This is a genomic window from Halomonas pelophila (assembly GCF_040196315.1).
GTDB lineage: Bacteria > Pseudomonadota > Gammaproteobacteria > Pseudomonadales > Halomonadaceae > Halomonas > Halomonas pelophila.
The window spans coordinates 60,244-83,360 of record NZ_JBEGCI010000009.1 but is presented as its reverse complement, the minus strand read 5'-3'; the positions used below and the strand labels follow the sequence as shown (position 1 = coordinate 83,360).

The following is a 23,117-nucleotide window of genomic DNA, read 5'->3' as shown; positions in this document are numbered from 1 at the left end:
CTCCCATTCATAACGACAAGGTCAACACCATGAATGACAAGACACGCCCGCTCGGTATCACCGATGTCGTCTTGCGCGACGCCCATCAGTCGCTGTTCGCCACGCGCATGCGCCTGGACGACATGCTGCCGATCGCCGAGAAGCTCGATCGTGTCGGCTTCTGGTCGCTGGAATCTTGGGGCGGCGCGACCTTCGACGCCTGTATCCGCTATCTCGGCGAGGATCCGTGGGAGCGGATACGGGCGTTGAAGGAGGCGATGCCCAACACCCCGCAGCAGATGCTGCTGCGCGGCCAGAACCTGCTCGGCTACCGTCATTATGGCGATGACCTCGTCGACAAGTTCGTCGAGCGGGCCAAGACCAACGGAGTGGACGTGTTCCGCGTCTTCGACGCCATGAACGACCCGCGCAACCTCGAGCGAGCCATCCAGGCCGTGCGTCGGGTCGAGGGCCACGCCCAGGGCACGCTCTCCTACACGGTGAGCCCGGTGCACACCCTGGACGGCTGGGTCGAGCTCGGCAAGACCATCGCCGACATGGGCGCCGACTCCCTGGCGATCAAGGACATGGCCGGCCTGCTCAAGCCCTACGACGCCTATGAGCTGGTCAGCAAGCTCAAGAAGGTCGTGGGTATCCCGATCCACATGCAGTGCCACGCGACCACTGGCCTGTCCACCGCCACGGCCCTCAAGGCCGCCGAGGCGGGCATCGACAACGTCGACACGGCGATCTCCTCCATGTCGATGACCTACGGCCACAGCCCGACCGAATCCCTCGTCGCCATGCTTCAGGGCACCGAGCGCGACACCGGCCTGGACCTGGAGCTGCTCGAGGAGATCGCCGCCTACTTCCGCGAGGTGCGCAAGAAGTATGCCGCCTTCGAGGGCTCGCTCAAGGGCATCGACTCGCGGATCCTGGTCGCCCAGGTGCCGGGCGGCATGCTCACCAACATGGAAGGCCAGCTCAAGGAGCAGGGCGCCGCCGACAAGCTCGACGACGTGCTCGCCGAGATCCCGCGGGTTCGCGCGGACCTGGGCTTCATCCCGCTGGTCACCCCGACCTCGCAGATCGTCGGCACCCAGGCGGTGATGAACGTGATGATGGGCGAGCGCTACAAGTCTATCTCCAAGGAGGTCCAGGCGGTCCTCAAGGGCGAGTACGGTGCCGCCCCGGCCCCGTTCAACGAGGAGCTGCAGGCGCGGGTGCTGGACGGAGGCGAGCCGATCACCTGCCGTCCCGCCGACCGGCTCGAGCCCGAGATGGCGACCCTCACCGCCGAGCTCAAGGAGAAGGCCAAGGAGAAGGGCATCCGCCTCGCCGAGGGCGAGCGCGAGATCGACGACGTCCTGACCTATGCGCTCTATCCGCAGATCGGCCTGAAGTTCCTGCAGAACCGCGACAACCCCGACGCCTTCGAGCCGGCGCCTCAGGCCGCCGAGGCGCAGCCGGCCAACCTGCCGGCGACTGCCCAGAAGAGCGTGGCCGAGGCCCCGGCGCCGGCCGGCCCCGAGACCTACACCGTCACCGTCAACGGCAAGCAGTACGTGGTCGAGGTCGCCGAGGGCGGCGAGATCGGCCAGGTGACCGAGCAGGGCGGCGGCCAGCCGGCCGCGAGCGCCCCGGCGCCGGCCGCGCCCTCGGGCGAGAGCATCACCGCGCCGCTGGCCGGCAACATCTTCAAGGTCAACGTGCGCGAGGGCGACAGCGTCGCCGAGGGTGACGTGGTGATCATCCTCGAGGCCATGAAGATGGAGACCGAGGTGCGGGCGGCGAGCGCCGGCACCGTCTCCGCCATCAAGGTCGGCGAGGGCGACAGCGTCGCCGTCGGTGATGTCCTGATCGAGCTCTGAGGACGGTTTTCATGTCAGACAAGATATTGACCCTCTGGTACGGCTCGGGGCTCTACAACCTGACCCTGGGCCAGGCCGTGATGGTGCTGGTTGGGCTGCTGCTGCTCTACCTCGCCATCCAGAAGAAGTTCGAGCCGCTACTGCTGGTGCCGATCGGTTTCGGCGGCATCCTGGCCAACATCCCCGAGGCGGGCTTGGCCCTGTCGGCCGCCGAGCAGGCGGCGCACATGGCGCAGCCGGCGCTGCTCGAGCAGATGGCCCAGGCCCTGCAGCTCAGCCTGGACCCGGCCGGCGGGATCGAGGCCTGGCGGCACAGCCTCGCCGAGGTGCTGCACGGCGATATCTCGCCGGCCCTGGTGCGCGCCGCCAATGACGTGGCCATGGATGGCGGCTACGCCCACGGCATGCTCTACCAGTTCTACAGCGTGGCCATCGCCTCGGGCATCGCCCCGCTGGTGATCTTCATGGGCGTGGGCGCGATGACCGACTTCGGCCCGCTGCTGGCCAATCCGCGCACCCTGTTCCTGGGCGCGGCGGCGCAGTTCGGCATCTTCGCCACCCTGCTCGGGGCGGTGGGCATGTCGGCCATGGGCTGGATGGACTTCTCGCTCAACCAGGCCGCCGCCATCGGCATCATCGGCGGCGCCGACGGCCCCACCTCGATCTATGTCTCGAGCATCCTGGCGCCGGAGCTGCTGGGCGCCATCGCCGTGGCCTCCTACTCCTACATGGCGCTGGTGCCGCTGATCCAGCCGCCGATCATGAAGGCGCTGACCAGCAAGCGGGAACGCGAGATCACCATGACGCAGCTGCGCCCGGTCTCGAAGCTGGAGAAGATCGTCTTCCCGCTCAGCCTGCTGATCCTGGTGGTGCTGTTCCTGCCCGATGCGGCGCCGCTGCTGGGGATGTTCTGCTTCGGCAACCTGATGCGCGAGAGCGGCGTGGTGGAGCGTCTCTCCGACACCACCCAGAATGCCCTGATCAACATCGTGACGATCTTTTTGGGGCTCTCGGTGGGCTCCAAGCTGATCGCCGACCGCTTCCTGGCGGTGGAGACCCTGGGCATCCTGGCGCTGGGCATGGTGGCCTTCGCCATCGGTACGGCCTGCGGCATCCTGATGGCCAAGCTGATGAACACCGTCAGCAAGATGCCGATCAATCCGCTGATCGGCTCCGCCGGCGTCTCGGCGGTGCCCATGGCGGCGCGGGTCTCCAACAAGGTGGGGCTCGAGTCCAACCCCCACAACTTCCTGCTGATGCACGCCATGGGGCCCAACGTGGCCGGGGTGATCGGCTCGGCGGTGGCCGCCGGGGTGATGATCAAGTACCTCGGCTGAGGCCGAGTGGTCTGCCAGCACAAACGGCGCCTGCGGGCGCCGTTTTTTATGTGATGGGCATCGGTCAGTGGGGCGGGCCGCTCGGTCTGAACAGGGCCGCTCAGTCGTCCTGCAGCAGGGCAAGGCGCCCGCGCAGGCGCGTTGAAAGCGCGCTCAGCTCGACGGGCGCGTCGCTTGGCCAGCCCACGGTCAGCTGGACCCCCTCGGCGCCGTAGTCGGCCTGCTCGACCGGCACGTCGCGCTCGGCCAGCCAGGCACGGGCCTCGGCCTCGCCGGCGAAGTCGACCTTGAGGCGCAGGGGCGCGCGTTCGACCACCTCGCGCCGGGGCAGCGTTTCCAGCGCCTGGGCGACGGCTCGGGAATAGGCGCGAGCCAGGCCGCCGGTGCCGAGCTTGGTGCCGCCGAAGTAGCGAGTCACCACGCTGCCCACCTGGCCCAGGGTCGCGCCGTCCAGCACCTGGAACATCGGGCGCCCGGCGGTGCCGCCGGGTTCGCCGTCGTCGGAGAAGCCGATGGCGGTCTGCTCGCCGGGCGGGCCGGCGATCCAGGCCGTGCAGTGGTGGCTGGCGTTGGGGTGCAGGCGGCGGGCCTCGGCGAGCAGCGCCTCGAAGGCGGCCGCGTCCGGCGCGTGACAGATCCAGGCGATGAAGCGGCTCTTCTCCACCTCGAGTTCGCGTTCGTGCCGGTGGCCGGGCGGCAGGTCGGGTACCGCGTAGCGCATCAGGCGGCCAGTTCCGTCTGGCGCACCACGCCCATCACCAGGCCGATCACCTGGACGTCGTCGTTGCGCAGGTAGATCGGCGCCATGCGCTCGTTGGCCGGCTGCAGACGCACGCCCGACTTCTCGATGTAGAACTTCTTCAGGGTGACCTCCTGGTCATTGATCATCACCACGGCGGTCTCGCCGTTCTCGGCGCTCTCGCGGCGTTCGATGATGATCACATCCCCGTCGAAGATATTGCAATCGACCATGGAGTCGCCGCGCACCCGCAGGGCGTAGGTGTTGCGGCGCACCATGGTCGTGGGCACGCGGATGCTGCCGGCCTCCGGACAGGCCTCGATGGGCATGCCCGCCGAGACCTGGCCAAGCATCGGGATCTCGGTCAGGGCCTCGGCCTCGATGGCCTCCCAGGCCTCGGCCAGGGGCAGGTTGGGTCGGCGCTGCAGGTACTGCGGTGTGACGTTGGGCATGCGGTCTCTCCCCGGTCGTCTAAACCTGTTGATACATACAGTATTTCACGAGCATAGCAGCCGGCCGCAAACTGGCAAGGGAAAGCTGTCCACGCCTGGCTTGACTCAGGGCAAGTGCGACCGGCTGCCGCAACCCGCTCGACTGGTAGCCAGGGCCCTTTCCGTGTAGAGTTCCGGGCGCAATTATCCATGCCGGGAGAGTGCCTTGAGCCTGCGTCTGCAAGCCCGAAAGCTGGCCTGTGAGCGGGACGATCGCTGGCTGTTCCGGGACCTTGACCTGGATATCCATGCCGGCGAGATCGTGCGCGTGGAAGGCCCCAACGGCAGTGGCAAGACCACCCTGCTGAAGATCCTCTCCGGGCAGCTGGCCGACTTCGACGGCGAGCTCTACTGGAACGAGCATCCCATGCGCCGGACGCGTCAGGACTTCCTGGCCAACCTGCTCTATCTGGGCCATGCCCCGGGGGTCAAGGCGGCCCTGACGCCGCTGGAGAACCTCGCCTGGTACCAGGCCCTGGCGGGCGAGCCCGACGATGAGCCGGCGCGCTTCGCGGCGCTCGCGGCCGTGGGGCTGGTCGGCTTCGAGGACCTGCCCGCCGGACAGCTCTCCGCCGGCCAGCAGCGTCGCGTCGCCCTGGCGCGCCTGGAGCTGATCCCGCGTCCGCTGTGGGTGCTCGACGAGCCGTTCACCGCCATCGACCGCGACGGCGTCGCGGATCTCGAGGCGCGCCTGGCCGCCCATGCTCGCCGCGGCGGCTGCGTGCTGGTCACGACCCACCACGAACTCGCCGACACGCCTGCCCTGCGGCGTATCCGGCTCGGTCAGGGGGCGCGCGATGCCGAACTCTGATCCTCACCTGGCACGGGAAACCGACGCCGTTCGGCTGTTCCGGGAACCCGAGGGCGGCGCCGGGGTCGCAATCCGGGCAACGCTGAAACGCGACCTGGTGCTGCTGATGCGGCGGCGCAGCGAGGTGTTGAACCCGCTGGTGTTCTTCGCCCTGGTGATCACCCTGTTCCCGATCGGCATCTCGCCGGACCCGGAACTGCTGGCGACCATCGCGCCGGGCCTTCTGTGGGTGGCGGCGCTGCTCGCCGCCCTGCTGTCCCTGGATAGCCTGTTTCGCAGCGACTATGAGGATGGCTCCCTGGAGCAGCTGCTGCTCTCGCCCCAGCCGCTGCCGGCGCTGGCGCTGGCCAAGGTGGCAGTGCACTGGCTGTTGACCGGCCTGCCGCTGGCGCTGATGGCGCCGATTCTCGGCATCATGCTGGCACTGCCGGCGGGCAGCTATGCGGTGCTGGCGCTGTCGCTGGCGCTGGGCAGCGCCAGCCTGAGCCTGATCGGTGCCATCGGCGCGGCGCTGACCGTGGGGCTCTCCCGGGGTGGCGTGCTGCTCTCGCTGCTGGTGCTGCCGCTCTATATCCCGGTGCTGATCTTCGGCGCCGGCGCCGTGCAGGCGGCCATCTTCGGCGAGGGGGTCGCGGCGCACCTGGCGATTCTCGGGGCGCTTCTTGCAGTGGCGCTGATCCTGGCCCCCTGGGCGATCGCGGCGTCACTGCGCATCAGTATCAACGGTTGAGGACGACAATCGGCATGTGGGCCTTCATACACAAGCTCGGATCCCCCAAGTGGTTCTATGGCATCAGCGCGCGGCTCTCGCCCTGGTTCTGGGCGGCGGCGGCGGTGCTGATCGTGGTCGGCAGCGTCTGGGGGCTGGCCTTCGCGCCCGCCGACTACCAGCAGGGCAACAGCTTTCGCATCATCTATGTGCACGTGCCCGCGGCCTTCCTGGCGCAGTCCATCTTCGTCAGCATGGCGATCGCCGGGTTCGTCTTCATGGTCTGGAAGATCAAGGTCGCCGACATGGCCGCGGCGATGATGGCCCCGCTGGGCGCCGCCATGACCTTCGTGGCGCTGTTCTCCGGCGCGGTCTGGGGCGTGCCCACCTGGGGCACCTGGTGGATGTGGGATGCGCGCCTGACCTCGATGCTGATCCTGCTGTTCCTCTACTTCGGCGTGATCGCCCTGCGCGGCGCCTTCTCGAGCCGCGACAGCGCCTCCCGCGCCGCCTCGGTGCTGGCCATGGTCGGCGTGATCAACATCCCCATCATCAAGTACTCGGTGGACTGGTGGTACACCCTGCACCAGCCCGCCACCTTCAGCGTCACCTCGCGCCCGGCCATGCCGTTGGAGATGTGGGCGCCGCTGCTGATCATGGTGCTGGGTTTCTACTGTTTCTTCATCGCGGTGACCCTGATGCGCACGCGCAGCGAGATCCTGCGTCGTGAATCCAACAAGCGCTGGGTGCGTGAACTCGCCGGGGAGGTGACCTGATGGCCTTCGATTCCCTCTCGGCCTTTTTGGCCATGGGCGGCCATGGCGTCTACGTGTGGGCCTCCTGGGGCCTGACCGGCCTGCTGCTGGTCGGCGTGGTCCTCCATGCCCGCGCCGAGCGCCGGGCGCTGCTGCGCGACCTGCGCCGCCGGGCGCGACGCGAGCAGCGCCGCGGCGCCTCGACACCGGTTTCACATCAAGAGGGCCACGCCCGTGAGAGCTAAACGCAAACAGAAACTGTTCGTGATCCTGGGGCTGGTCTCGCTGGCCGCCATCGCCGTGGGCCTGACGCTCTATGCCCTGCGCAGCAACATCAACCTGTTCTTCAGCCCGGTGCAGATCACCGCCGGCGACGCCCCGCTGGAGCGCCAGATTCGCGCCGGCGGCATGGTCCGGGAAGGCACGGTGGAGCGCGATCCCGAGAGCCTCGAGGTGGTGTTCACCGTGACCGACTACGTCGAGGACGTCGAGGTGCGCTACAGCGGCATCCTGCCCGACCTGTTCCGCGAGGGGCAGGGCGTGGTGGTGGTCGGTGAGCTCCAGCAGGGCGGCTGGCTGCGCGCCGACCAGGTGCTGGCTCGCCACGACGAGAACTACATGCCCCCCGAGGTGGCCCAGGCGCTGGAGGAAGCCGGCTACTCGCCGGAGGACTACCAGGCCCAGGCGGCCGAGGTGGGCAAACGGCTCGAGGCGCAGAATGACGGCGCCCGCGCGAACTGATCCGGAGTGTCCATGCAGACCCTGATGATCCCCGAAATCGGCCACTTCGCCCTGATCATTGCCCTGCTGATGGCCTTGGTCCAGGGCGTGATGCCGCTGGCCGGCGCGGCGACCCGTCGCCCGCTGTGGATGGCCTACGGTCGCCCCATGGCCACCGGCCAGTTCCTGTTCCTGGCCATCGCCTACGCCTGCCTGACGGCCAGCTACCTGCTGGACGACTTCAGCGTGGCCAACGTGGCCAACAACTCCAACTCGCTGCTGCCCTGGTACTACAAGGCCAGCGCCGTCTGGGGCAACCACGAGGGCTCGGTGCTGCTGTGGAGCCTGATCCTCGGCGGCTGGACCTTTGCGGTGAGCCGCTTCTCCCGTGAGCTGCCCCGGGACATGCTGGCCCGGGTGCTGGGCGTGATGGGCCTGGTCAGCGTCGGCTTCCTGGCCTTCGTGCTGGTCACCTCGAACCCCTTCGAGCGGCTGCTGCCCAACGTGCCCCAGGACGGCGCCGATCTGAACCCGCTGCTGCAGGACTTCGGTCTGATCGTCCATCCCCCGATGCTCTACATGGGCTATGTGGGCTTCTCGGTGGTCTTCGCCTTCGCCATCGCGGCCCTGCTGGGCGGCCGCCTGGACGCCGCCTGGACGCGCTGGGCGCGGCCCTGGACCAACGTCGCCTGGGCGTTTCTCACCGTGGGCATCGCCCTGGGCAGCTGGTGGGCCTACTACGAACTCGGCTGGGGCGGCTGGTGGTTCTGGGACCCGGTCGAGAACGCCTCGCTGCTGCCCTGGCTCGCCGGCACCGCGTTGATCCACTCCCTGGCGGTGACCGAGAAGCGCGGCGCCTTCAAGAGCTGGACGGTGCTGCTGGCGATCTCCACCTTCTCGCTGTCGCTGATGGGTACCTTCCTGGTGCGCTCGGGGGTGCTGACCTCGGTGCACGCCTTCGCCAACGACCCGTCCCGGGGGCTCTTCATCCTGGTGCTGCTGGGCATCACCGTGGGCCTGTCGCTGCTGCTGTTCGCGCTGCGCGCCCCGCGAGTCAGCCACCAGGTCGGCTTCAGCTGGCTGTCGCGTGACGCCCTGCTGCTGATCAACAACATCCTGCTGGTGATCATGACCGTCACGGTGCTGCTGGGCACGGTCTATCCGCTGCTGCTCGACGCCATGAACCTCGGCAAGATCAGCGTCGGCCCGCCCTACTTCAATGCGCTGTTCGTGCCGCTGACGGTGGTACTGTGCCTCTTCATGGGGCTGGGGCCGCTGGCGCGCTGGAAGCGCACCGACGGGCGTGACCTGCTCAAGCGCAGCTGGCTGGCCGGCCTGCTGGCGCTGATCATCGGCGCGCTGGCGCCGCTGCTCTACCGCGGCGAGTGGAACCTCCAGGTGAGCCTCGGCGTGCTGATCTCGCTGTGGGTCGTGCTGCCCATGGCGCGCGACCTCTGGGCCAAGACGCGCCACTCGTCGGGCCGCCTGGCCGGCGCCAAGCGCCTGTCGCTGGCTTACTGGGGCATGATCCTCGGCCACCTGGGCGTGGCGGTGACCATCATCGGCGTCACCGTGGTCTCCAACTACGCCATCGACCGCAACGTGCGCATGGGGGTGGGCGACAGCGTCGAGCTCGCCGGCTACACCTTCACCATGACCGAGCTCGGCAGCCGTCGCGGCCCCAACTTCCTGGCCGACTTCGCCGAGATCGAGGTGCGCCGCGGCGACAGCCAGCGCAGTTTCGCGATGACCCCCGAGAAGCGTCTCTACCTCGCCCGGGGCATGCCGATGACCGATGTCGCGCTGCGCCCGGGACTGTTCCGCGACCTCTACGTCGCCATGGGCGAGGACCTCGAGGACGGCAGCTGGGCCATGCGCCTGCAGTACAAGCCGTTCGTGCGCTGGCTGTGGCTGGGCGGCCTGCTGATGGCCGCCGGCGGCATCCTGGCGGTGGCCGATCGCCGCTACCGGCGCACCGCGACCGCCCGCGACCCCGAGCAGGGCCCCGCGGCCGAGCCCAGGGAGGCCACGGCATGAAGCGTCGCCTGCTACTGCTGCTGCCGCTGCTCGGTTTCCTGGTGCTGGGGGGCTTCCTCTACCAGGGCCTGTCGATGAATCCCTTCGATCGCGACTCGGCGCTGATGGCCCGGGAGTTCCCGGCCTTCGAGCTGGCGACCCTGGAGGACCCCGAGCGCACCGTCGACGCCTCGCTGCTCGAGGGCGAGGTCACCCTGGTCAACGTCTGGGGCGAGTGGTGCCCGACCTGCAAGCAGGAGATGCCGCAGCTGCTCGACCTGGCCGATCGCGGGGTGCGCCTGATCGGCGTCGACTACAAGGACACCCGGGAGAAGGGCCGCGAGTTCCTGGCCGAGTTCGGCAACCCCTTCGAGGTCAACGTCTTCGACCCCGAGGGCACCCTCGGCTTCGACCTCGGCGTCTACGGCGCCCCGGAGACCTTCCTGGTCGACGCTGACGGCATCATCCGCTATCACCACACCGGCTACATCAAGCCGGACGACGTGCGCGAGACGATCCTGCCGGAGGTGGAAAAATGGCGAGACTGATCCGCGGCCTGCTGGCCGCGCTGTTACTGCTGCCGCTGCTCGCCCAGGCGGCGGGCATCGAGGTCCGCCAGTTCGACGACCCGGTGACCGAGCAGCGCTACCAGGACCTGACCGCCAGCCTGCGCTGCCCCAAGTGCGAGAACCAGGCGATCGGCGACTCCGACTCGCCGATCGCCGGCGACATGCGCGACCGGGTCTACGTCCAGCTCCAGGATGGCCGCTCGGACAAGGAGATCCTCGACTTCATGGTGCGCCGCTTCGGCGACTACGTGCTCTACAATCCGCGCCTCGAGGGGCGCACCCTGCTGCTGTGGGGGCTGCCCGCGGCGCTGGTGCTGCTCGGTGCCGTGGTGGTGGTGCTGATGGTACGCGCGCGTCGTCGCACCTCGGCCCGCGCACTGAGCGCCGAGGAGCGTGATCGCCTGGATGCCCTGATCAATCGCGAGAGAAACGAATGACCCTGCTATGGATCGCCCTGGCCGTGCTGCTGCTGCCGGCCCTGTGGTTGCTGGTAGCCCCGCTGCGTCGTGCCGCCACCGTGCGCGCGGCCCAGCGTGACTTCGAGGCCAACGACCGCACCACCGAACAGAACCTCGCCATCTATCGCCGCCGGCTGGCATCGCTGGAGGCCGCCCACGCGCGCGGCGAGATCGATGCGGCCCGCGTCGAGGAAGATCGCCTGGAGCTCGAGCGCAGCCTGCTCGAGGACACCGAGCGCATGGAGCGCGCCCCGCTTGCGTCGGCCGCTTCCGGCCGGCTGGTGGTGCCGGTGGTGATGGTGGCCGTGGTGCTGGCGAGCGTCGCCTGGTACCTCCACGAAGGCGCCGAGGGGGATCTCGCCCTCTACACCGTGCAGCAGCAAGTGATGAATGATCCCGAGGGCTCGCTGCCGGTGCTGATCCAGCGCCTCGAGGAGCAGGCCCAGCGCCAGCCCGACAACCCCAACGTCTGGCGCTCACTGTTCCCGCTCTATCGCGACAGCGGCCGCATTGCCGAGGCTACCCGCGCCCTGGAGCGGCTGGTCGCGCTGGAGGGACGCCAGCCCTGGCTGCTCGCCGAGCTCGCCCAGATCCGCTACTTCGCCGCCGGCCGCGAGATGACCGAGGAGGTCCAGACGCTGGTCGACGAGGTGCTGGCCGAGGAGCCCGCCCAGCCCACGGTGCTCGGTATGCTCGGCATCGAGGCCTTCGAGGCCGGCGATTACGAGACCGCCATCGACCGCTGGCGCCGCGCCATCGCCGGCATGAACAACCCGGATTCCGCCGAGGCCCTGCGCGAGGGCATCCGCGTGGCCCAGCAGCGCCTGGGCGTCACTCCCGATCCGGTCGACGCCGACCCGGCCCAGCCGGCCGTCGCCGAGGGGCCGGGCATCGCCGTGCGAGTCAGCCTGGCCGACGAGCTCGCCGGTCGGCTCGACGACGACGCCACCGTCTTCGTGGTGGCCCGCGACCCCGCCGGTGAGCTGCCGCCGCTGGCCGTGGTGCGGGCGCGCCTCGGCGAGCTGCCGCTGACCACGGTGCTCAACGACGCCGACGCCATGGCGCCGATGGCCAAGCTCTCCCAGGTGGAGACGGCGCGGCTGACGGTGCGCGTCTCCCAGAGCGGACAGGCCACGCCGCAGCCCGGCGACCTGGTCGGCACCCTCGGCGGTGTCGCGGTGGGCATGATCGACGGCGATGCCGTCGAGGTGGTGATCGACCGGGTCGTCGAGTGAGTCCATGCGCCTGACATCGATCCGCCTGGCGGGCTTCAAGTCCTTCGTCGACCCGGTCACGGTGCCCTTCGATGGCAACATGACCGCCATCGTCGGCCCCAACGGCTGCGGCAAGTCCAACATCATCGACGCCGTGCGCTGGGTCATGGGCGAATCCTCGGCCAAGACCCTGCGCGGCGAGTCGATGACCGACGTCATCTTCAACGGCTCCACCGGCCGCAAGCCGGTGGGCATGGCCTCCATCGAGCTGATCTTCGACAACCGCGACGGCGCCATGGGCGGCATCTACGCCCAGTACGCCGAGATCGCGGTCAAGCGTCAGGTCACCCGCGACGCCCAGTCCAGCTACTTCTTCAACGGCCAGAAGTGCCGGCGCCGCGATATCGCCGATCTGTTCCTGGGCACCGGCCTCGGGCCGCGCTCCTACGCCATCATTGGCCAGGGCATGATCTCGCGGCTGATCGAGGCCCGGCCCGAGGAGCTGCGCGCCACCCTCGAGGAGGCCGCCGGCATCTCCAAGTACAAGGAGCGGCGGCGCGAGACCGAGAACCGCATGCGCCGCACCCAGGAGAACCTGGAGCGCCTGGAGGACATCCGCGAGGAGCTCGACAAGCAGCTCGAGCGCCTCAAGCGCCAGGCCGAGGCGGCCCGGCGCTATCAGACCCTCAAGCAGGAGGAGCACCGCCTCAAGGGCGAGCTTTCACTGCTGCGCGGCCGCGCCCTGCGCGCCAGCCAGACCGAGGAGGAGACTCGCGTCCGCGAGTTCGAGACCGCGGTGGAGCGCGAGGTGCTGGGCATGCGTCAGGCCGAGAGTCGCCTCGAGGAGGCCCGCGCCGAGCACGACCGCCTGGCCGAGGAGCTGGACGGTCGGCAGTCGAGCTTCTACGAGACCACCACCGCCATCGCCCGCCTGGAGCAGGACCTGGAGCACACCCGCTCCCGGGACCAGCAGCTGGCCCGGGATCTCGAGGCCGCGCGCCGCGAGCTCGCCGAGCTGGCCCGCCTGGGCGACGACGACGGCGAACGCCTGGCGCGTCTCGACGAGCGCCTCGAGACCCTGGGGCCCGAGCAGGAGGAGGTGGCAGAGCAGCTCGCCGAGCTGGAGGCCGCCCTGGAAGAGGCCGAACCGCTGGCCGAGGAGGCCGAGGCCGCCTGGGAGAGCTTCGGCGAGCGCTGGCAGGAGCAGAGCCGCGAGGCCGAGCGCGCCCAGGATCGCCTGCGCGACCTCGAGGGCCGGCTCGAGCGCCTCGCGGCCGACGAGCGTCGCCGCCGCCAGCAGCACGAGGAACTCCCCGATATCGCCGGCCTCGGCGAGCAACGGCGTGAGCTCGCCGAACGCCACGCCGAGCTCGAGGGCCAGCTGGCCGAGCTCGAGGCGCGCCGCGGCGAGCTCCAGGCCGAACGCGACGCCGCCCGTGGCGAGGTGCGCGAGGCCGAGGAGGCCCGCGAGGCCGACCGCCAGCGGCGCAGCACCCTGCAGGGCGAGCTGGCCTCGCTGGAGGCCCTGATTGAGGCCGCCCTGGCCGATCACGACGAGGCCCTCGACGCCCACCTGACCGCCCACGGGCTGGGCGAGCGGCCGCGCCTCGGCGAGGCGCTCGAGGTCGAGCCCGGCTTGGAGGAGGCGGTCTCCTGGGTGCTGGCGCCCTGGCTGAGCGCGCGCCTTGCGCCGCGGGACGCGTCCCAGGAGGCCATGGCGGCACCGCCCCAGGCCGAGCTCGGCCTGCTCGAGGCCGACGAGGTCAGCGCCCCGGCGGGGAGCCTCGCCGCCCGGGTGCGCGGCGCCGGGGCGGCGGGCCAGTGGCTTGCCGGCATCCGCTGCGTCGAGAGCCGCGAGGCGGCCTGGGCCGCGCGCGAGGGGCTCGCCGCCGGCGAGAGCCTGATCACCCCCGACGGCCTCTGGCTCGGCGCGGGCTGGGTACGTCATCGCGGCGCCGGCGCCGGGCCCGATGCCCTGCTGGTCAGCCGGCGTCGCGAGGCCGAGGTGCGCGAGACCCTCGACGAGGTGGCGGCGCGACTCTGCGAGCAGGAACAGCGTCTCGAGGCGGCCGCGGCCCGGGTCGAGCAGCGCGAGGCGGCCCTGGAGCAGACGCGCCAGGAGGAGCGCGAGCTCGAGCAGCAGCGCCAGCAGCTGGCCGTGCAGGAGAGCGGGCTTGCCAGCCGACTCGAACACCTCGAAGGGCGCGCCGCCGAGCTCGCCGAGGAGCTCGAGGGGCTCGCTGAAACCCGCGAGGAGGCGATGCTGGCCCTGGAGGAGGCGCGCGAGCAGTGGCAGGCGGCCATGGCCCGGCTGGAGGAGGGCGCCGAGACCCGCGAGCGTCTCGAGCGGCAGCGCCGCGAGGCCCGGGAGCGGCTGGCCGCGCTGCGCACCCGCCAGCGCCCGCTGGCCGATCAGGCCCAGCGCCTGGCCCTCGAGCAGGAGCGGCTGGCCACGGAGCGCACCGGCCTGGCCGAGCAGCAGGGGCGGGCCGGCGAGGCCCGCGAGCGCCTCGAACTGCGCTGCGCCGAGCTGGAGGAGGCCCGCGAGGGGCTCCACGAGCCCGACGAGGAGCGCCGCGAACGCCTCGACGAGCTGCTGGCCCGCCGCGAGCGCGAGGAGCGGGTGCTCAACGAGACCCGTGCCCGCGCCGCCGAGCTGGTCGAGCGCCTGCGCGAGGACGAGCAGGCCCGCCAGGGGCACGAGCGCAACCTTGAGGGGGTCCGCGAACGCCTGCAGGAGTCGCGGATGCAGGTCCAGGCCCTCGCCCTCAAGGCCGAGACCCAGGACGAGCAGCTCGCCGAGCTGAACCACGATGCCGCGAGCCTGGCCGAGCATCTCGACCCCAATGCCACCGAATCCGCCTGGCAGACCCGGCTGGAGGAGGTCGGCGAGCGCATCCGGCGGCTGGGCGCCATCAACCTGGCGGCCATCGAGGAGTACGACCAGCAGGCCGAGCGCCGCGACTACCTGGAGGCCCAGCACGCCGAGCTCAGCGAGGCCCTGGAGACGCTGGATCGGGCGATCCGCCGGATCGATCAGGAAACACGGTCGCGATTCCGCGACACCTTCGAGCGAGTCAACAACGGCCTGCAGGAACTTTTTCCTCGAGTGTTCGGTGGCGGAACCGCATGGCTGACGCTGACCGGCGAGGATTTGCTGGAGACCGGCGTGGCCATCATGGCGCGTCCTCCCGGCAAGAAGAACAGCACCATTCATCTGCTCTCGGGCGGCGAAAAGGCGCTCACCGCGCTGTCGATGGTCTTCGCCATCTTTCAGCTCAATCCGGCGCCCTTCTGCATGCTCGATGAGGTCGATGCGCCGCTGGATGATGCCAACGTCGGACGCTACGCCAAGCTGGTGAAGGAGATGTCTGATACCGTTCAGTTCATCTACATTACCCACAACAAGATTGCCATGGAGGCATCGGAACGGTTGATGGGTGTCACCATGCAGGAGCCGGGCGTATCACGCCTGGTTTCGGTGGGCGTGGAGGAGGCCGCTGCCCTGGCCGAGGCCTGATGGACTTGAACGTCAACGGTAAACGGGTTAACAAGGATGACAATGAAGACGGTAGTGCATGGACGCATGGGGAACCTGAAGGGCGATTGCGAAGGGCCAGGTCGGGTGACGGCATGACAAAGCCGAACTTGACAAACAAAAGAATTGGCCCTTTTTTTGGCAATCGCGCTATGCTGTTGACGGACAACCATCAGGCATGGCGCCTTAGCAAAAGGCATGACGACCCATGGAATTAAGAGAGTGGCTGATCATACTAGGGCTGGCGTTGGTGACCCTCATCGTCATCGATGGGGTGCGTCGCCTGCAGCGTCAACGTCGCGTACCGCGTCTGGATCAGGCCGAGAGTGCCGTTGCTGACGCCCACGCCGAGCCCGCGGTGGACCCCGACGCCGAGGCCCGACGGGCCGAGATCAACTGGGAGCTGCCCAACGGAGGGGCGCGGGTCGTCAGACCGGCGGATGAAGGGGGCGTGCGTCCCAAGCCCAAGCTGGAGCGCCAGGAGCATCCCGGCCCGTCACGGGTATTGTCGGAGTTCCGGCGCCACGCCGAGGTGCCCAGGGCCGACGCCCAGCGGCCGACAGAGGCGGAGTGGGACGAGGAGCGCGAGCCCTCGACCGCTCGCCATGACGCGTCGCGTCGCGATGCTCGTCATGCCCACCGCGACGCCGCCGACCATGAGACTGACCATGATACCTTCCGAGTAAGCGCCGATGCACCCGCGTCTCCGCGTGCCGAGGCCGCCGAGGAAGAGCGCCGTGAGCCAGCGCTCACTAGCCTGGAGGGCGCCGAGAGGCGGGCGGATGATGAGGTTTCCGAGGGCATCGGTTCCCTGGCCGCCGATCCGGAGGATCACGACGGCTATGCCGACGAGGAGCGCTATCGGCTGGTGGATCTCGAGGGCATGGGCGACTCCTTGAAGAGCGGCTCCAGGCGGGTCGGCTCCTCCATGCAGCGCTTCGGCGCCTCCCTGCAGAAGTCCCTGAACGATCGTCGCGAGCACAAGCGCGACGAAAAGCAGCGCCGGGAGCAGGCGCGCGCCGAGAAGGCCGCCCGCGAGGCGGCGCAGCGGCAGAAGGCCGAGCATGAGGAGACCGTGCGCGAGGCCGAGCGTCGTCGCCTCGAGGCCGAGGCGGTGGCTCGCCCCGACGGTGACGATCCGCTCTTCACTCCGCCGCGCAGCCGGCACCAGGAGCCCGAGGCTCCCGCCATGGAGAGGCCCACGGAAGAACCCGTCGAGGCCGCCAGGGACGACCGGCCCCCGCGCGACGACGTGGTGCGTGCCCACCCGGTGCTCGAGCGGGCGCTGCGTCACGACGTCAACGCCGAGCACGCCCGCGAGACCCTGAGTCACGCCGAAGAGATCCTCGTGATCAGCGTGATGTCCCGTGACGAGGAGGGCTTCTCGGGCACGGCGCTGCTCGACCTGATGCTGGCCTGCGGGCTGCGCTACGGGCGCGACATGGGGATCTTCCACCGCTTCGAGACCGAGGACCCGGACAGCCGCCTGCAGTTCTCGATGGTCAACGTGGTCAAGCCGGGGACCTTCCCCATCGAGGCCATGGATGATTTCCGCACCCAGGGCATCACCCTGCTGATGCCGTTGCCGGGCGCCAGCGACACCGCGGCGGCCTTCGAGGCGATGGTCGAGACCGCCATGGTCATCGTCCGTCACCTGGGAGGCGTGCTGAAGGACGAGCATCAGAGCGTGATGACCGCCCAGACCGTGGAGTTCGCGCGCCAGCGGGTGCAGGAGTTCGAGCGCCGCAATCGCCTCAACCGCTACCAGGTGAACTAGCCTCGACGCCGCCTCGCGGACCAGTGAAACAACCCCATGAAATCATGGGGTTGTTTCGTTTGGGCAGGCGAAAAGCGGGTGTGCGAGAATAGCCGTGCCTTCGTGATACCAGACCAGAGACGCCATGAGCCAAGCCGATCCCGAAGTTCTCGATGAAGTGGCGCGCCTGCGTGCCGAGCTCGACGACGCCAACTACCGCTACTACGTGCTCGATGAGCCCAGGCTGACCGACGCCGACTACGATCGCCGGCTGCGTCGCCTGCAGGAGATCGAGGCCGAGCATCCTGATCTGGTGACCGCCGACTCGCCGACCCAGCGGGTCGGGGCCGCGCCCGATGCGGGCTTTCCCGAGGTGGCGCATGCCGTGCCGATGCTCTCCCTGGACAACGCCTTCAGCGAGGAGGAGATCAAGGCCTTCGTGCGGCGCGTCGCCGACCGCCTCGAGGCCCACGGCGAGCCGCTGGCCTTCTGCTGCGAGCCCAAGCTCGACGGGGCCGCCGTCTCGCTGGTCTACGAACAGGGCGAGCTGACCACCGGCGTCACCCGGGGCGACGGCCGCACCGGCGAGGGCATCACCTCCAACCTGCGCACCCTACGCTCCATCCCGCTCAGGCTGCGCGGCGACGACCCGCCCGACCTGCTGGAGGTGCGCGGCGAGGTGATCATCAGCCATGCGGGCTTCGAGGCGCTGAACGACCGGGCGCGGGAGGAAGAGACCAAGGTGTTCGCCAACCCGCGCAACGCCGCCGCGGGCAGCCTGCGCCAGCTCGACCCGCGCATCACCGCCACTCGGCCGCTGGAGTTCAGCGCCTACCAGGTGGCGCGTATCGAACCGGAGCCGGGCGACATCAGCCACAGCCAGCTGATGGCCCGGCTCGGCGACCTCGGCTTTCGCACCAGCCAGGAGCTCGCCGTGGTGGAGGGCGCCGAGGGCATCATCGACTACTGCCGAGCGCTCGGCGAGAAGCGCGACCGCCTCGGCTATGACATCGACGGGGTGGTGATCAAGGTCGATGATCTGCGCCTGCAGCGCGAGCTCGGCTTCGTCGCTCGCGCCCCGCGCTGGGCCACCTCCTTCAAGTTTCCCGCCCAGGAGGAGACCACCCGGCTCAACGACGTCGAGTTCCAGGTCGGGCGTACCGGGGCGATCACCCCGGTGGCCAGGCTCGAGCCGGTCTCGGTGGCCGGCGTCACCGTCTCCAACGCCACCCTGCACAACGCCGACGAGATCGCCCGGCTCGACGTGAGGATCGGCGATACCGTGGCGATTCGCCGGGCCGGCGACGTCATCCCCAAGGTGGTGAGGGTGCTCACGGAGCGCCGTCCGGTGGATGCCGAGGCGATCGTCTTCCCCGCGCACTGTCCGGCCTGCGGCTCCGAGATCGAGCACCTGGAGGGCGAGGTGGTGGCGCGCTGCTCCGGCGGACTCTTTTGCCCCGCCCAGCGCAAGGAGGCCCTGAAGCACTTCGCCTCCCGTCGGGCGCTGGACATCGATGGTCTCGGCGAGAAGCTGATCGAGACGCTGGTCGAGCGTGAGTGGGTGACCACGCCGGCGGATCTCTTCCGACTGGAGGCCGAGCGCCTGGCCGAACTGCCGCGCATGGGCACCAAGTCCTCCGAGAACCTGGTGGCGGCCCTCGACAAGGCCAAGCGGACCACGCTTGCGCGCTTCATCTTCGCCCTGGGCATCCGCGAGGTGGGCGAGACCACCGCCGCCAACCTGGCTCGCCACTTCGGCGGCCTGGAGGCGCTGATGGGCGCCGACGTGGCGGCGCTGGAGGCCGTGGAGGATGTGGGGCCCATCGTCGCCGCCCACGTGCACACCTTCTTCCAGCAGCCGCACAACCGCGAGACCATCGACGACCTGCTGGCCTGCGGCCTGAGCTGGCAGGAAGAGACGATCGGCGAGCGGCCCCAGCCCCTGGCCGGGCAGAGCTGGGTGCTCACCGGCACGCTTGAGAGCATGACCCGCGACGAGGGCAAGGCCCGCCTCCAGGCGCTGGGCGCCAAGGTGGCCGGCAGCGTCTCGAAGAAGACCGCCTGCGTGGTGGCCGGCGACGCCGCCGGCAGCAAGCGGGAGAAGGCCGAGCAGATGGGGGTGGCGGTCATCGACGAGGCCACCTTCCTCGAGCAGCTGGCCGAATGGGAGCAGGGAGGAGCGGACCAATGAACTTTGATCGTTTCATCGAGGTGCCCTACCGCATGCTGCCGCCGGAGACCCTGGACGGCCTGCTGGAGGCCTTCGTTACCCGCCAGGGCTACGACACCACCGACACCGGCGAGGGCATGCGCGGCTGGGTCGGCCAGCTCAAGGGCCAGCTCGACCGCGGCGAGCTGCTGATCGCCCACGATCTCGAGACCGAGTCCACCGAGGTGATGACCCTGGCCCAGTGGCGGGCCTTCGGCCGTGACCTGGCCGACGACGAGGAAGGGTAGGGCGCAGGCCCTTCTACGCGCCGTTTCCGGCGTCTCTCGCCGACGGTTTTCCCTGGATCAGCTCGCGGATGAGCCGCCGCCCCGGGTGCAGGTGATCGACCAGCGGCGCCTCCAGGGGCAGCGGCTCGTCGCAGATCCGTGAGGCGATCAACTCGGCGCATAGCGGAGCGCTGGAAAAGCCCCGGGAGCCGTGGGCCGCGCTGATCCACAGGCCGCCGTGGTGGCGCCCCGGCGTCTCGGGCACCCGGGTGGCGTCCTTGGCAAGCCGGGCATAGTCCGCCGCCCAGGCTTCGGCCTCCGGCACCGGGCCCGCGTAGGGCGACTTGTCGGGACTGGCGGCGCGCACCGCCGCCCGTCCCTCCAACTCGGCCGGGTCGAGTGCCGCGCCCGCCTCGCGCAGGGCGGCCACGAAGGCCGGCAGGGTGGCCTCGAGTTCCGCCAGGTTCGCCGCGTGGTCGACCTCGCGCTCGTCGGTGTCGTCCCGGTTCGGGGCGAAGGTGGCGCCGAAGGTGAGCGTCCCGTCGAGCGGCGGCGACACATAGCCGCCGGCGCACAACACCCGCTCGAGCGTCGGCGCCCCCTCGGGCAGCGTCAGCCGGCTCACCTGGCCGCGCACCGGCTGCAGCGGCAGCGCCGCGGTCTGGGCGAAGCGGTTGGCGAGCGCCGCGGTGGCGATTACCACCTGGTCGGCCGCCAGCCGCTCGCCCTCGCCCTTGCCTTCGCCCAGCGCCAGCGTCCAGCCGTCCTCCTCCGGCGTTAGGTCGATCACCTCCGCCCGGCGACACTCCACCCCCGGCGTGGCCGCCAGCCGTCGGCACAGCGCCGCCGGGCGCACCCAGCCCGCCTCGGGGTAGTAAAGCCCGTTCTGGTCCACCGGCGTGCCGGACAGCCGCGACGCCTCGTCCGCCGAGACGCCGTGGACCACCCGCTCGGGCAGCGGATGATGGTCGAGGAAGCGCGCCTGGCGGGCCTGTTCCTTGTCGCTCATCGCCAGCTGCAGCACCCCGCAGGGGCGCCATAGTTCCCGCTCGGGGTCGAGCGTCTCGAGCAGGCGGCGGCTGTGCAGCAGCCCGGCGAGATACACCCGGCTCTGGGGATTGGTGTCGGCGGCGAGTTTGATGTAGAGCGCCCCCTGCTCGTTGCCGGAGCCGCCGCTGCCCGGGCCCTCGCGGTCGACCAGCGTCACCGCGACGCCGCGCCGGGCCAGCGCCGCGGCCACACTCGTGCCGGCGATGCCCGCCCCGACCACGACCACGTGGCGGGCCGGCTGCGCCGCGGGGGGCGTGAACCAGGGCGTGGCCGCACGGCGCCGGTCCTCGGGGGGCACGGCGATCTCGCCGGCGAGCATCTCGCGCTTGCGGCCGAATCCCGGCACCTTGCGCCAGGTAAAGCCCACCGCCTTGAGGCCGCGCTTGACCACCCCGGCGCAGGTGAAGGTGGCGAGGGTCGCGCCGGGGCGCGAGCGGGCGGCCAGGGCGGCGAAGAGCTCGGGCCGCCACATCTCGGGGTTCTTCGACGGCGCGAAGCCGTCGAGGAACCAGGCGTCGACCCGGCCGTCGAGCCGCTCGAGCCGCTCGGTGGTGTCGCCGAAGTGCAGGTCGAGGGTGACCCGGTCGTCGAGCCACAGCCGGTGTACGCCGGCCACCGGCTCGGGCCACTGGGCGACCAGGCGGGCGGCCCGCGCGGCGAGGTCCGGCCAGGCGGCGAGCGCCCGGGCGAGATCGTCCCGCGCCAGGGGAAACTTCTCGGTAGAGACCAGGTGCAGCCGCGCTGTCGGCGGGGCGTGGGCCTCGAAGCAGGCCCAGGCACACAGCATGTTGAGCCCGGTGCCAAAGCCCGTCTCGCCGATCACGAAGGGGCGCGGTTCCTGCCAGGCCGCGAAGCGCTCGGGCAGCCGGTTGGCGTGGATAAAGACGTGCTCGGTCTCGGCGCGGCCGTCATGGCGAGAGAAGTAGACGTCGTCGAAGGCTGTGGAGTGGGGCACCTCCTCGTCGCCATCGTCTCGTCGCCAGTCCAGGCGAGCGGTCTGGAGGCCGGCGAGCGGGGGCAGGGCGTCGGGGGCAGCGGTCACGGCGGGGCTCCGGTCGTTCCGGTCACAGGGGGCGGTGATAGGGGGCGCGATGATACAGGGCGCGGATACATAGTGCGGTGATCAAGGTTTGATCGATCCTGTCGCGGCGGCACGGCATCCGGGCTCGAGGAAGGCGTCCGCGGCGTTTCAACAGGCTTGTCCACAGCAGCTGTGGGAAACCGACTGTGGACAGCCAAACCTGTGGATGGAGCTCAGGGCAGGACCTTCTTGAACGGCTTGACGATCGCCTTGGCGTAGACGCCGGCGATCATGTAGGGGTCGGCGTCGGCCCAGGCCTGGGCGCTCTCGAGGCTCTCGAACTCGGCGACCACCAGGCTGCCCGTGAAGCCGGCCTCGCCCGGGTCGTTGCTGTCGATGGCGGGATGCGGGCCGGCCAGCACCAGGCGGCCCTCGTCGCGCAGCGCCTCGAGGCGAGCCAGGTGATCCGGACGGGCGGCCAGGCGCCGTTCCAGGCTGTCTTTCACATCTTCACTGATGATGGCGTAGAGCATCGCGGTACTTCCTCGGTGGTGGGCGGCTCGCGCCGCGGGTGCCGATGGCCTCGTCATTGACCGTCACCGGTCGCGCGAGCACCATGTTGGGATATTCTGACAAAGTCACCTGCCGGCGTCATGCCCATGACCGCACCTCCCGCCCGATTCGAGGGCGAACCTCACCGCGTCGATCTGCACATGCACTCCACGGCCTCCGACGGCGCCCTGCCGCCGGCCGAGGTGGTGGCGCTGTGCCGGGCCAAGGGCGTGACCCTGATGGCACTGACCGACCATGACACCATGGACGGCATCGACGAGGCGCAGGCCGCCGCCCGCGAGCAGGGTATCGGCTTGATTCCCGGCACCGAGCTCTCGACGCAATGGCGCGGCATCAACATCCATGTGGTGGGCCTGCTGCCCGAGGGGCCGCGGGGTGATCTGGTCGCGGGGCTGGCCGCCCAGGCCGAGGCCCGCGAGCAGCGCTCCTGGCGCATCGCCGAGCGGCTCGAGAAGATCGGCCTCACCGATGCCCTGGCCCGGGCTCGCGAGCAGGCCGGCTCCGACCGCCCGCTGGGGCGGCCCGACTTTGCTCGGGCGCTGGTGGCCGCCGGGCTGGTGCCCGATATCGGCAGCGCCTTCAAGAAGCACCTCGGCAACGGCAAGGCCGGCGACATCAAGGCCCACTGGCCCTTCCTCGCCACGGCGGTGGCCTGGATCCTCGACGCGGGCGGGGTGGCGGTGCTCGCCCATCCGCTGCGCCACGGCCTGACCCGGCGCAAGCGCGGGCTGCTGCTCGACGACTTCGCCGCCGCCGGCGGCCAGGCCGCGGAGCTGGTCAGCGGCTTCCAGAATCCCGACGTGACCCGCGACCTGGCGCGCCAGCTGCAGGAGCGCGAGCTCTACGGCTCGGTGGGCAGCGACTTCCATTTCCCCGGCGGGCACCTGGCGCCGGGCAGCATGAGCCCGGTGCCGCGCACCGCCACGCCGCCGGTGTGGGCCCATCCTCGCCTGGCCGGCATCGCCGCCACGGCCGCTGGCTGAGCACGCGCCGCTGGGCCGCAGGCCTGATCGTGCGCCCGGTGCCGCGTGTTATCGTGGGGCGCTCCATTTCCGGCCACCGAACAGGGAGCTC

20 protein-coding genes are annotated in these 23,117 nt (G+C 70.1%); 16 read left to right on the top strand and 4 right to left on the bottom strand.

Annotation, left to right across the window (positions count from 1 at the left end):
* The first annotated feature begins 29 nt into the window (after positions 1-29).
* Positions 30-1,850 carry a sodium-extruding oxaloacetate decarboxylase subunit alpha gene (gene oadA, locus ABE957_RS11425; RefSeq protein ID WP_349758824.1) on the top strand — a complete coding sequence of 607 codons (1,821 nt, stop codon included), beginning with the start codon at positions 30-32 and terminating at the stop codon, positions 1,848-1,850.
* Between the two features lie 11 nt (positions 1,851-1,861).
* The gene (locus ABE957_RS11420; RefSeq protein ID WP_349758823.1) at positions 1,862-3,187 is read left to right on the top strand and encodes a sodium ion-translocating decarboxylase subunit beta; all 1,326 of its coding nucleotides are present in this window, start codon (positions 1,862-1,864) and stop codon (positions 3,185-3,187) included.
* Between the two features lie 100 nt (positions 3,188-3,287).
* Here the strand turns inward: ABE957_RS11420 and ABE957_RS11415 are convergent, their stop codons facing one another.
* Together ABE957_RS11415 and lexA are read right to left on the bottom strand one after the other, a co-directional pair.
* Complete coding sequence (locus tag ABE957_RS11415) at positions 3,288-3,908, bottom strand: IMPACT family protein (RefSeq protein ID WP_349758822.1); 621 nt, start codon at positions 3,906-3,908, stop codon at positions 3,288-3,290.
* Positions 3,908-4,378 carry a transcriptional repressor LexA gene (gene lexA / locus ABE957_RS11410; protein WP_349758821.1) on the bottom strand — a complete coding sequence of 157 codons (471 nt, stop codon included), beginning with the start codon at positions 4,376-4,378 and terminating at the stop codon, positions 3,908-3,910. Before lexA ends, ABE957_RS11415 begins: the two co-directional genes overlap by 1 nt.
* 205 nt (positions 4,379-4,583) lie before the next feature.
* Between lexA and ccmA the strand changes: the two genes are divergently transcribed.
* From ccmA to ABE957_RS11345, 13 genes are all read left to right on the top strand, one after another.
* A complete protein-coding gene (gene ccmA / locus ABE957_RS11405) occupies positions 4,584-5,228 on the top strand; it encodes a cytochrome c biogenesis heme-transporting ATPase CcmA (RefSeq protein WP_349758820.1) in 645 nt (214 codons plus the stop codon).
* Positions 5,215-5,958 (top strand): heme exporter protein CcmB, encoded by a 744-nt coding sequence (gene ccmB / locus ABE957_RS11400; protein WP_349758819.1) that lies wholly within the window; start codon positions 5,215-5,217, stop codon positions 5,956-5,958. The genes ccmA and ccmB overlap by 14 nt, the downstream gene beginning before the upstream one ends.
* Before the next feature lie 14 nt (positions 5,959-5,972).
* Positions 5,973-6,713, top strand: coding sequence for a heme ABC transporter permease (locus ABE957_RS11395; protein ID WP_349758818.1), 741 nt, complete (start codon positions 5,973-5,975; stop codon positions 6,711-6,713).
* Positions 6,713-6,937, top strand: a complete 225-nt coding sequence (ccmD, locus tag ABE957_RS11390) for a heme exporter protein CcmD (protein ID WP_089848515.1) — start codon at positions 6,713-6,715, stop codon at positions 6,935-6,937. Before ABE957_RS11395 ends, ccmD begins: the two co-directional genes overlap by 1 nt.
* A complete protein-coding gene (gene ccmE, locus ABE957_RS11385) occupies positions 6,927-7,433 on the top strand; it encodes a cytochrome c maturation protein CcmE (protein WP_349758817.1) in 507 nt (168 codons plus the stop codon). Before ccmD ends, ccmE begins: the two co-directional genes overlap by 11 nt.
* Before the next feature lie 24 nt (positions 7,434-7,457).
* Complete coding sequence (locus ABE957_RS11380) at positions 7,458-9,449, top strand: heme lyase CcmF/NrfE family subunit (protein ID WP_432765415.1); 1,992 nt, start codon at positions 7,458-7,460, stop codon at positions 9,447-9,449.
* Positions 9,446-9,976, top strand: a complete 531-nt coding sequence (locus ABE957_RS11375; RefSeq protein ID WP_349758815.1) for a DsbE family thiol:disulfide interchange protein — start codon at positions 9,446-9,448, stop codon at positions 9,974-9,976. The genes ABE957_RS11380 and ABE957_RS11375 overlap by 4 nt, the downstream gene beginning before the upstream one ends.
* Entirely contained in the window at positions 9,964-10,434 is a 471-nt protein-coding gene (locus ABE957_RS11370; protein WP_349758814.1) for a cytochrome c-type biogenesis protein, read from the top strand. The genes ABE957_RS11375 and ABE957_RS11370 overlap by 13 nt, the downstream gene beginning before the upstream one ends.
* Positions 10,431-11,690: a c-type cytochrome biogenesis protein CcmI gene (gene ccmI, locus ABE957_RS11365; RefSeq protein ID WP_349758813.1), complete on the top strand. Its 1,260-nt coding sequence runs from the start codon at positions 10,431-10,433 to the stop codon at positions 11,688-11,690. Before ABE957_RS11370 ends, ccmI begins: the two co-directional genes overlap by 4 nt.
* Positions 11,691-11,694: 4 nt before the next feature.
* Entirely contained in the window at positions 11,695-15,189 is a 3,495-nt protein-coding gene (smc, locus tag ABE957_RS11360) for a chromosome segregation protein SMC (RefSeq protein WP_349758812.1), read from the top strand.
* Between the two features lie 226 nt (positions 15,190-15,415).
* Complete coding sequence (gene zipA / locus ABE957_RS11355) at positions 15,416-16,984, top strand: cell division protein ZipA (RefSeq protein ID WP_349758811.1); 1,569 nt, start codon at positions 15,416-15,418, stop codon at positions 16,982-16,984.
* A gap of 124 nt (positions 16,985-17,108) precedes the next feature.
* Positions 17,109-19,154, top strand: a complete 2,046-nt coding sequence (ligA, locus tag ABE957_RS11350) for an NAD-dependent DNA ligase LigA (RefSeq protein ID WP_349758810.1) — start codon at positions 17,109-17,111, stop codon at positions 19,152-19,154.
* A complete protein-coding gene (locus ABE957_RS11345) occupies positions 19,151-19,420 on the top strand; it encodes a YheU family protein (protein ID WP_349758809.1) in 270 nt (89 codons plus the stop codon). Before ligA ends, ABE957_RS11345 begins: the two co-directional genes overlap by 4 nt.
* Positions 19,421-19,433: 13 nt before the next feature.
* Here the strand turns inward: ABE957_RS11345 and mnmC are convergent, their stop codons facing one another.
* Together mnmC and ABE957_RS11335 are read right to left on the bottom strand one after the other, a co-directional pair.
* On the bottom strand, positions 19,434-21,491 hold the full coding sequence (gene mnmC, locus ABE957_RS11340) for a bifunctional tRNA (5-methylaminomethyl-2-thiouridine)(34)-methyltransferase MnmC2/FAD-dependent 5-carboxymethylaminomethyl-2-thiouridine(34) oxidoreductase MnmC1 (RefSeq protein WP_349758808.1): 2,058 nt from the start codon (positions 21,489-21,491) through the stop codon (positions 19,434-19,436).
* A 212-nt stretch (positions 21,492-21,703) separates the two neighbouring features.
* Positions 21,704-22,003 carry a YciI family protein gene (locus tag ABE957_RS11335; RefSeq protein ID WP_349758807.1) on the bottom strand — a complete coding sequence of 100 codons (300 nt, stop codon included), beginning with the start codon at positions 22,001-22,003 and terminating at the stop codon, positions 21,704-21,706.
* 120 nt (positions 22,004-22,123) lie between these two features.
* Here ABE957_RS11335 and ABE957_RS11330 point away from each other — a divergent pair, with 120 nt between their 5' ends.
* Positions 22,124-23,026: a PHP domain-containing protein gene (locus tag ABE957_RS11330; RefSeq protein WP_349758806.1), complete on the top strand. Its 903-nt coding sequence runs from the start codon at positions 22,124-22,126 to the stop codon at positions 23,024-23,026.
* Positions 23,027-23,117: the final 91 nt, after the last annotated feature.